The 7,910-nt window shown below is 47.8% G+C and carries 9 protein-coding genes; 4 read left to right on the top strand and 5 right to left on the bottom strand.

Translation table 11 applies throughout. The annotated features are described in order from the left end of the window. Positions 1-240: 240 nt before the first annotated feature. The 3 genes from ACUTVW_RS24565 (at position 241) to ACUTVW_RS24555 (ending at position 2,292) form a co-directional block, all read left to right on the top strand. Positions 241-864, top strand: a complete 624-nt coding sequence (locus ACUTVW_RS24565; RefSeq protein ID WP_445648182.1) for a deoxynucleoside kinase — start codon at positions 241-243, stop codon at positions 862-864. After that, entirely contained in the window at positions 861-1,517 is a 657-nt protein-coding gene (locus ACUTVW_RS24560) for a deoxynucleoside kinase (protein ID WP_445648181.1), read from the top strand. The genes ACUTVW_RS24565 and ACUTVW_RS24560 overlap by 4 nt, the downstream gene beginning before the upstream one ends. A gap of 292 nt (positions 1,518-1,809) precedes the next feature. Then, the gene (locus ACUTVW_RS24555) at positions 1,810-2,292 is read left to right on the top strand and encodes a hypothetical protein (RefSeq protein ID WP_445648180.1); all 483 of its coding nucleotides are present in this window, start codon (positions 1,810-1,812) and stop codon (positions 2,290-2,292) included. Between the two features lie 104 nt (positions 2,293-2,396). Here ACUTVW_RS24555 and ACUTVW_RS24550 read toward each other — a convergent pair whose 3' ends face one another. Continuing rightward, positions 2,397-3,140, bottom strand: a complete 744-nt coding sequence (locus ACUTVW_RS24550) for a MerR family transcriptional regulator (RefSeq protein ID WP_445648179.1) — start codon at positions 3,138-3,140, stop codon at positions 2,397-2,399. Between the two features lie 318 nt (positions 3,141-3,458). Here ACUTVW_RS24550 and ACUTVW_RS24545 point away from each other — a divergent pair, with 318 nt between their 5' ends. After that, entirely contained in the window at positions 3,459-4,646 is a 1,188-nt protein-coding gene (locus ACUTVW_RS24545; protein ID WP_445648186.1) for an MFS transporter, read from the top strand. 128 nt (positions 4,647-4,774) lie between these two features. Here ACUTVW_RS24545 and ACUTVW_RS24540 read toward each other — a convergent pair whose 3' ends face one another. From ACUTVW_RS24540 to thiM, 4 genes are all read right to left on the bottom strand, one after another. Next, positions 4,775-5,218, bottom strand: coding sequence for an Lrp/AsnC family transcriptional regulator (locus tag ACUTVW_RS24540; protein WP_445648178.1), 444 nt, complete (start codon positions 5,216-5,218; stop codon positions 4,775-4,777). A gap of 330 nt (positions 5,219-5,548) precedes the next feature. Continuing rightward, complete coding sequence (gene thiE / locus ACUTVW_RS24535) at positions 5,549-6,214, bottom strand: thiamine phosphate synthase (protein ID WP_445648177.1); 666 nt, start codon at positions 6,212-6,214, stop codon at positions 5,549-5,551. Then, positions 6,214-7,026, bottom strand: a complete 813-nt coding sequence (gene thiD, locus ACUTVW_RS24530; protein WP_445648176.1) for a bifunctional hydroxymethylpyrimidine kinase/phosphomethylpyrimidine kinase — start codon at positions 7,024-7,026, stop codon at positions 6,214-6,216. Before thiD ends, thiE begins: the two co-directional genes overlap by 1 nt. After that, the gene (thiM, locus tag ACUTVW_RS24525) at positions 7,023-7,835 is read right to left on the bottom strand and encodes a hydroxyethylthiazole kinase (protein ID WP_445648175.1); all 813 of its coding nucleotides are present in this window, start codon (positions 7,833-7,835) and stop codon (positions 7,023-7,025) included. The genes thiD and thiM overlap by 4 nt, the downstream gene beginning before the upstream one ends. Positions 7,836-7,910 lie beyond the last annotated feature (75 nt).

The raw sequence follows: 7,910 nt of genomic DNA, 5'->3' as shown, positions 1-7,910 counted from the left end.
TTAAAGACACACTTGATGAAAATCAGGTGTGTCTTTTTATTTAGACACATAAGTATAAGTCAGTATAGACTAAGTAAGAAATGGTTTCAGTTATGACACGAAGCAAGTATGGCTAATCATGTCGATTTGCCTTGTTTTATACATAAAATACTGCCTTTCCAATGCGCCAAGCTGTGATACAATAGGTGAGGTCTATATAGAAACGGAACACGCATATGTACGAGGAGGAACAGTAACACCATGAAATCAGCCCCGTTTATAGCCGTTGAAGGTCCGATTGGAGCAGGGAAAACAACGTTAGCTACGATGCTTTCCCAGGAATTGAACCTTCCGCTGGTTAAAGAAATTGTCGAAGAGAACCCGTTTTTGGCCTCTTTTTATCAGGATATCGACGAGTGGAGCTTTCAACTCGAAATGTTTTTTCTGTGCAACCGGTTTAAGCAGTTGGAAGATACCGGCGCACACTTTATTAAGCAGAATAGCCCGGTCGTTTCGGATTACCATATCTATAAAAATATGATTTTCGCTGAACGTACCTTAAAAGGAACAAAGCGGGACAAATATCGCCAAATCTATCATTTGTTAACGGATGACCTGCCCAAACCCAATCTGGTGCTTTATATTGAAGCTGGGCTGGATACATTGATGTATCGAATTAATAAACGCGGGCGCTCCTTTGAGCAAGATATGGACCCTGCTTATATGGAACAGTTGATTGCTGACTACAAAACTGGCATGGAGTATTTGGCCAATGGGGTAAATCCGCCAGTCATTCTCAAGATTGATGCGGAGCGGCTTGATTTCGTGGAACATCCTGAGCACTTCAAGCAGATCGTTAAACAGGTAAAGGAGCTTATGATATGAATAACTATGGCATTCCGGCGAATGCGTTAATTACGGTAGCAGGAACGGTGGGAGTGGGGAAATCCACATTAACAGGAGCGCTCGCGGAGCGTTTGAATTTCAAAACTTCTCTGGAGCAGGTTGACCATAACCCTTACTTGGAAAAGTTTTATCATGATTTTGAGCGCTGGAGTTTTCATCTGCAAATCTATTTCCTCGCTGAACGTTTTAAAGAGCAGAAAAAGATTTTTGAAATGGGTGGAGGTTTTGTACAGGATCGCTCCATCTATGAGGATACAGGTATCTTTGCACAGATGCATGCGGATCAGGGTACGATGTCTGCTACCGATTTTGAGACCTATAGCAGCTTGTTTGAAGCGATGGTCATGACGCCTTATTTTCCACATCCGGATGTTCTGATCTATCTGGAAGGCAGTCTGCCATCGATTCTGAACCGGATTACGGAACGTGGACGTGAGATGGAGATTCAGACAGATCGCTCGTATTGGGAACATATGCATGAACGCTATTCCGTATGGATCGACCAGTTCACTGCATGTCCTGTACTGCGTCTGAACATAGACGAATATGATGTACATGACCCGGCTTCGGTCGATGCCATTTTGAAGCAGATTGCGGCTGTTATACAGCCTTCCAAAGAAGCTCAGGTATAATTCATTATATTGATCCTCTGTACGGTAAGGATAGGGGGAAAAGGACATCTCTTTTACAGTGATTGAGGCTGTGGAAGGGGTGTTTTTTTACATAAAGGGATTCTAAATTGAGGGGATTAGATGATGGAGATATACAATAATGAAGGATTTAGATGAGAAGCTGAATTTGGATATGTATTTATGTAGGTATAAAAATACAGAAAATTGTTGAAATTTGAAGCTTTTTGTGGTTTTATAGGAAAGGTGAATTCTGGAATTAAAGTATAAGCATGACTCAGGAGGGAAAGACATCGTGGAAGAAAAGCAAGGAGTTAAAATCGGGATGCCGATTATCGGTGGATTGATTGCTGCCATACTGGGAGGTGTGGTATGGGCTGCGGTTGCAGCCATGACGGAGTATGAGGTTGGACTTATTGCAATACTGGTTGGTGTGCTTTGCGGGTACGCTGTCGTGTTGTTCTCGAACAAACAAATCGCAACAGTGCATAAAATTATTGCTGTTGTGTTTGCACTGGTGGGCATTTTGCTCGGTAAATACTTGACAGTGGTTTATTTTACATCGGAGCTTTTTACGGATGTGAGTATGCTGACATTGGTGTTTGATGGAGAAATGATTAGTGCGTTTACGGAAACGATTAAGGAATATTTCAGCGAGCCAACAGATTGGTTGTTCATCGCACTCGCGATTGTATCGGCTTGGCAAATTCCAGGCCGGATGGCGAAAACAAGTATGGCATCAGAAGCATCTACCTCGGATCAAGCACCAAGAGCGTAAGGTTAGATTAAAAATTAAAAAAAGGACGTAACGCCTGAAGGGCGTTGCGTCCTTTTTGCTGTAGGAAGGGGAGTGAATCAGATCTTCAGGTGTAGGGTGTTATCTTATATTCGGGTGTCAGTAAATGCAGCCATGGCATTAGCCATGAATTGCGCGAGCCCTTCACCAAACTGATCGATATTCTGCGTGAAACGTTCATCATCCACATACATCTGACCAAGTGCTTTGAAGGCTTCTGGGGAATAGCTCCCGATTTGATTCAGAGTCATGTACCACTGTTTAATCTCGGCTTGTACTTCAGCAGATTCGGGCGCTATGTGGCGAAGTGCTGCCAATCGTCTGAACATATCATTCATCTGATTAGATAGTTCTTTTTGTTTGTCAGCAGGCTGATGCATTAGTTTCTGGTTTGCTTCATTGACCGCATGATCGCCCCAGCGTTGACGGGCTTCCTGTTCGAACGGATTTTGACTAAAATCAAAACCCTGAAATTGTTCTTTAGGGGTCATCTTAATCTCTCCTTTTAGGTGTAATACGGTTTTATCGATGGTGGCAATCATCTGATCCAGACGCTGGCGTTTTTCCAGCAAAATGAGCTTGTGCATGTGCAGTGCTTCCTCCGCGTTGAAGGCGGGATCATCTATAATGTTTTTGATTTGTTTCAGCGAGAAGCCGAGCTCTTTGAAAAATAAAATCTGCTGTAATCGTTCCAGATTGGCATCGGAATACATTCGATATCCGGCAGAAGTGGTCTCGTCCGGGACAAGCAATCCAATCTCGTCATAGTGATGCAGTGTGCGCACACTGATGGAAGCAAGCTCGGAGACTTCTTTTACTTTCATGGCCATGGGTGAAACCTCCTTACACCATGAATTGTACAATGTCACGTTACGTGAGAGTCAACAGGTTATTTGTGACTAGCAGTAGGTTACCAATTTGGTGAGAATGAGTATTCAACGTTATTTTTTATTAAATTAAGGCGAACATTAAATTTAAAAGTAAACCTTCTGAAAAAAGTGGTTTTCCTTTGTAATAAAGTTCCACTGCCTTTAATGCTGTATGCAAACAGAGTGCTTATTTCTGTAAGCTTATCAAAGATAGGAATTAAGCATATGACCTGTCTAAAATACAGAACAAAGGAGTAGAATTTTGTGATTTCGAATGGAATGGTTCCTACCAAAGGTGACACATTTGTTAAAAAAGAAAGCCTCCCATGGGCAGCTCTACTGGCGTTAGCTATGGCAGGATTTATCTGCATCCTTACAGAAAGTCTCCCTGCTGGACTACTCCCCCAGATTGCGAATGATCTTGGCGTAACGCAGGCGCTAGCCGGACAACTGGTTACATTATATGCAGTGGGCTCCCTACTCGCTGCCATACCGTTGACCACGGCAACACGAGGCTGGAGACGAAGACCGCTTTTACTACTCTGTATCGCAGGTTTTCTGGTATTTAACACGGTAACAGCTCTATCTTCGGTGTATGTTATAACGTTAATCACACGATTCTGTGCAGGAGTAGCAGCGGGAGTGCTCTGGGGAATGACTGCAGGGTATGCACGCCGTATGGTGCCTGAGTCATTAAAAGGAAAGGCCATGGCCGTCGCTATGGTCGGGACACCTTTGGCATTGGCGCTCGGGGTTCCGATAGGAACATTTTTCGTAACGTATGCAGGCTGGCGCTTGATCTTTGGAACAGTATCCTTATTAACGCTAGCCCTCATCGCATGGGTGCTCTGGAAAGTTCCAGATTATGAGGGAGAACCGAGACAGGAACAACTCCCATTGCGTAAAATCTTATTCATCCCTGGGGTTCGGCCCATTCTGTTTGTTGTCCTTACCTGGGTGTTAGCTCACAATATCTTATATACCTACATTTCTCCTTTCCTGGCCAACACATCACTGGCCGACAGGGTAGACCTGATTTTGCTAATATTCGGCGCGACTTCAGTGGTTGGCATCTGGGTTATTGGGCTGCTGATTGATCGTTACATGAGAATATTGGTTTTATCAAGCATCGCCATATTTGCCCTTGCCTCAGCAGCAATGGGTATCTGGATAGATCAGCCGGTTGTCATCGTTGCAGGTGTTATCGCATGGGGAATGACCTTTGGCGGAGCAGCGACATTGCTCCAGACAGCCATTGCACATGCAGGAGGCCAAAGCGCGGATATCGCTCAATCGATGCTGGTAACAGCCTGGAATCTCGGAATCGGCGCGGGAGGAATGGTTGGGGCTATCCTGCTTCATTGGACGGGAGCCAGATCCCTACCTGGCTCATTGATTCTTTTGCTGCTAATTGCCCTTCTTGTTGCGTTATCTGCCCAAAAACATGGATTTCCCAAAGTACGCTGAAAGCGGATATTCAGATCCGATATGCTTAGTAAGTTAGGGCTTCCTTCTAGAACGGCTCCTGCTTTATATGAAAGACTGCCTGAAACAGGAACAGATTATTGGGCAGTCTTTCAATGAGTATGTACTGCTCAGATGGGTGGATGATTTTCTTCAATCAAGTTTTTATGAGCAATAGGCGAAGACATCGCGATAAGTGTGGTGTAGGTTCCGTATTTGTCACATCGGTCTCCAAACGCTTCTAAGTCCGCGATAGAATCTGTCATGACTTTCAATAAATAGTTGTGTTCTCCGCTTACGCGATAACATTCTACAACTTCAGGCGAAGAATGGCAGAAATCAAGGAAAGCAGTACATTCTCTGGTATGAAAAAGTAGATAGGATGTACTTAGTTTTCCTAATTTTTGCGGATTAATGACGGTGCGATATTCCTCAATAACACCACTTTCTTCGAGTCGTTTTACACGTTCCGTAACGGCTGGCTGTGAGAGTCCCACGAGCTTTCCTAATTCGGTCATGGACAATCTAGCCTGATTTTCCATATGAAACAGGATGTTTCTATCGATCTGATCCAATTTAGCACTTCCTTTTATGATATAGGTGACTAGGGGGAAATTACTAATATACTACACACACTTACATTGAATAATCAAGGGTGCATACCTTGGAGAGAGAGTACGATGAAATTCCAGGTGTGAAATGAGGAGAGGGTGGGGGAAAGTATAGGCTTTGGCATGAGGGGGATACAAGGAGAGAGCAGGGAATACAAAGAGGTGCAAAGAGATAGGAATTAAGCAAAAGAGTAGAAGAGGATACAAGAGAGCAAAAGTATCCAGAAGAGTAAAGAAGGATGCGGGCCTGCAAGGCCGCATCCTTCTTCATGGGTTGGTGCTTAGGGAGCGTGGCTATGACTGCTCCCTAAGCGTGATCGCAGCGAGCTGTGCAGCCGCTGCGCACACATCGGCCGCACCCGCGATGGCGGAGATGACGGCTACGCCGTCGGCTCCAGCCGCCATCACGGCGGCCGCGGTATCGGGCGTAATGCCACCGATACCAACTACCGGAACTGCGATGCCTGCGGCGCGCAGTTCCGCAACCCCGGCGGGGCCCAGCACAGCGTGGGCATCCGCTTTGGATCGCGTCGGGTACATCGGCCCGACGCCAAGATAGTCTGCGCTCGCCTGCATCGCACGGCGGGCTTCAAGGGCGGAGTGGGCGGATACGCCAAGCATCCGCCCATCGCCGATGCGGGCGCGTACCAGCGCCGCGTCCGCATCGTCCTGGCCGACGTGCACGCCGTCGGCCTCTACCGCCACAGCCAGCTCCACATCATCGTTCACGATGAACGGTATCCCGTGCTGGCTGCACACCTCGCGAAGCCGCAGCGCAAGCGTTATGCGGGCTTCGCCTGTCAGGGCACCAGTTCCCTTCTCCCGGAACTGGAACAGCGTGATGCCGCCAGTGATCGCCTGGCGGAGCACCTCCACCGGGTCACGCGCCGTATTGACGCTGCCCATCACCAGATACAACTGCAGCGTGCGGCGCACCGCTTCCGTATCCCATCTACGCATCAGCGTTCACCTCGCTGTCTGCGCTGGTACGCAAAGTGATTCGTTGGCCCGTGCCCGGTCCCGAATCCCAGCTCATCTTCAATGGCTGCCTGAATGAATGCTCGCGCGGTCGTAACGGCAGCCAGAACAGGAGAACCCTTCGCGAGTTCAGCGGTAATCGCAGCAGAGAACGTGCAGCCGGTTCCGTGTGTATGACGTGTCATTACCCGAAGGTTCTCCAAATAATGAAAGGAATGCCCGTCATACAGGACATCGACAACCATACCGCTTCCCGTATCATGTCCGCCTTTAACCAAGGCATACGTCGTGCCCATCTGCACCAATTGCCTTGCGGCCTCCTCCCGCTCGCTCAGGTTCCGAATAGACATTCCGGTGAGCAGTTCGGCTTCCGGGATGTTAGGTGTTGTGAGTAAGGCATGGGGGAGTAGATCCTGAATGAGTGCTTGTACTGCCTCTTGCTGTAGCAGAGGCGCACCGCCTTTGGCAACCATCACGGGATCAATCACCAGATTAGACCAGCCGTATTGCTGCCATTTTGTCGCAACAAGACGAATAATCTCGGCACTATACAGCATACCTGTCTTGACTGCACGTGGCTGAAAGTCGGCTCCCGTTGAATCAAGCTGCTGGGCAATGCCGGCGTAATCAATCGGAAACACACCTTGAACCCCGGTTGTATTCTGTGCGGCAATTACTGTAATGACCGTCATTCCGTATACACCAAGTTCCTGAAAGGTTTTGAGATCTGCCTGGATTCCGGCTCCCCCGCCGTTATCAGACCCGGCAATGGTTAACGCTTGAGCAATGTTCATCGTACACCTCCACGAATCTGACGAATTTGTGCATGCTCAGATAACAGTGAAGGTGTCACCTGCGCCAGTTGATTTAACAGTTCAATCTGGAAGTTGCCTGGCCCCTGATGAGCCGTTCGTACTGCAGCCTGTTCAGCGGCTACACCGTAGTAAGATGTCGCCTCGACCACACTGTTCAGCATGTCGTGTCCCGGCTCGGCTATCGCAGCAAAGGCGCCAATGACCGAGCTGAGCAGGCAGCCTGCACCGGTAACCTGGGTGAGCAATACATGTCCGTTGTTTGTGAGGAAGGTATGATATCCGTCTGTAATAATATCGTATTGGCCTGTAATGACGACAATACAATCAAGCTGTTGCGCTGCCTGCTCCGCAATCCGTATTCGGTCTCCCTCGCCGGCTCCGGCATCCACACCTTTGATATTCCATGGTACACCAATGACATGAGCGACTTCGGCGACATTGCCTCTTAATACCGTAAGGCGAAGCTCACGAACCAGCATCTGTACCGTATCCGTGCGATATGCTGTTGCTCCTGCGCCAACAGGATCAAGCACGACAGGCACATGATGCGCATTGGCCGATTGTCCGGCCAGGCGTATAGATTGAACGACCTTCTCATCCAATGTGCCGATGTTCAGCACCACTGCTCCAGCCATGCGAGCGACGTCAGCGACTTCTTCATGGGCGTAGGCCATAAACGGAGAGGCGCCGAGGGCAAGCAGACCATTTGCCGTAAAAGGGGCAACCACAAGGTTGGTAATATTATGAACCAAAGGATTGAGTGATCGTACACGTTCAAGATAAGACATCGTCATTTCCTCCTTTTGATTTAGAACAAAATACAAAAAGCCCCGCCCATTTCCGGAGAAATGAGCAGAGCTATA

The sequence above is a fragment of the Paenibacillus sp. TSA_86.1 genome (assembly GCF_052691815.1).
The sequence above is the reverse complement of the archived record's forward strand: the minus strand, read 5'-3'. Positions and strand labels throughout refer to the sequence as shown.

Coding starts and splice junctions, on each gene's coding strand:
- thiD (WP_445648176.1), bottom strand. CDS start 7,026: ATGAACATTGCTCAAGCGTTAACCATTGCCGGGTCTGATAACGGCGGG.
- thiE (WP_445648177.1), bottom strand. CDS start 6,214: ATGCGTAGATGGGATACGGAAGCGGTGCGCCGCACGCTGCAGTTGTAT.
- ACUTVW_RS24545 (WP_445648186.1), top strand. CDS start 3,459: ATGGTTCCTACCAAAGGTGACACATTTGTTAAAAAAGAAAGCCTCCCA.
- ACUTVW_RS24560 (WP_445648181.1), top strand. CDS start 861: ATGAATAACTATGGCATTCCGGCGAATGCGTTAATTACGGTAGCAGGA.
- thiM (WP_445648175.1), bottom strand. CDS start 7,835: ATGTCTTATCTTGAACGTGTACGATCACTCAATCCTTTGGTTCATAAT.
- ACUTVW_RS24550 (WP_445648179.1), bottom strand. CDS start 3,140: ATGGCCATGAAAGTAAAAGAAGTCTCCGAGCTTGCTTCCATCAGTGTG.
- ACUTVW_RS24565 (WP_445648182.1), top strand. CDS start 241: ATGAAATCAGCCCCGTTTATAGCCGTTGAAGGTCCGATTGGAGCAGGG.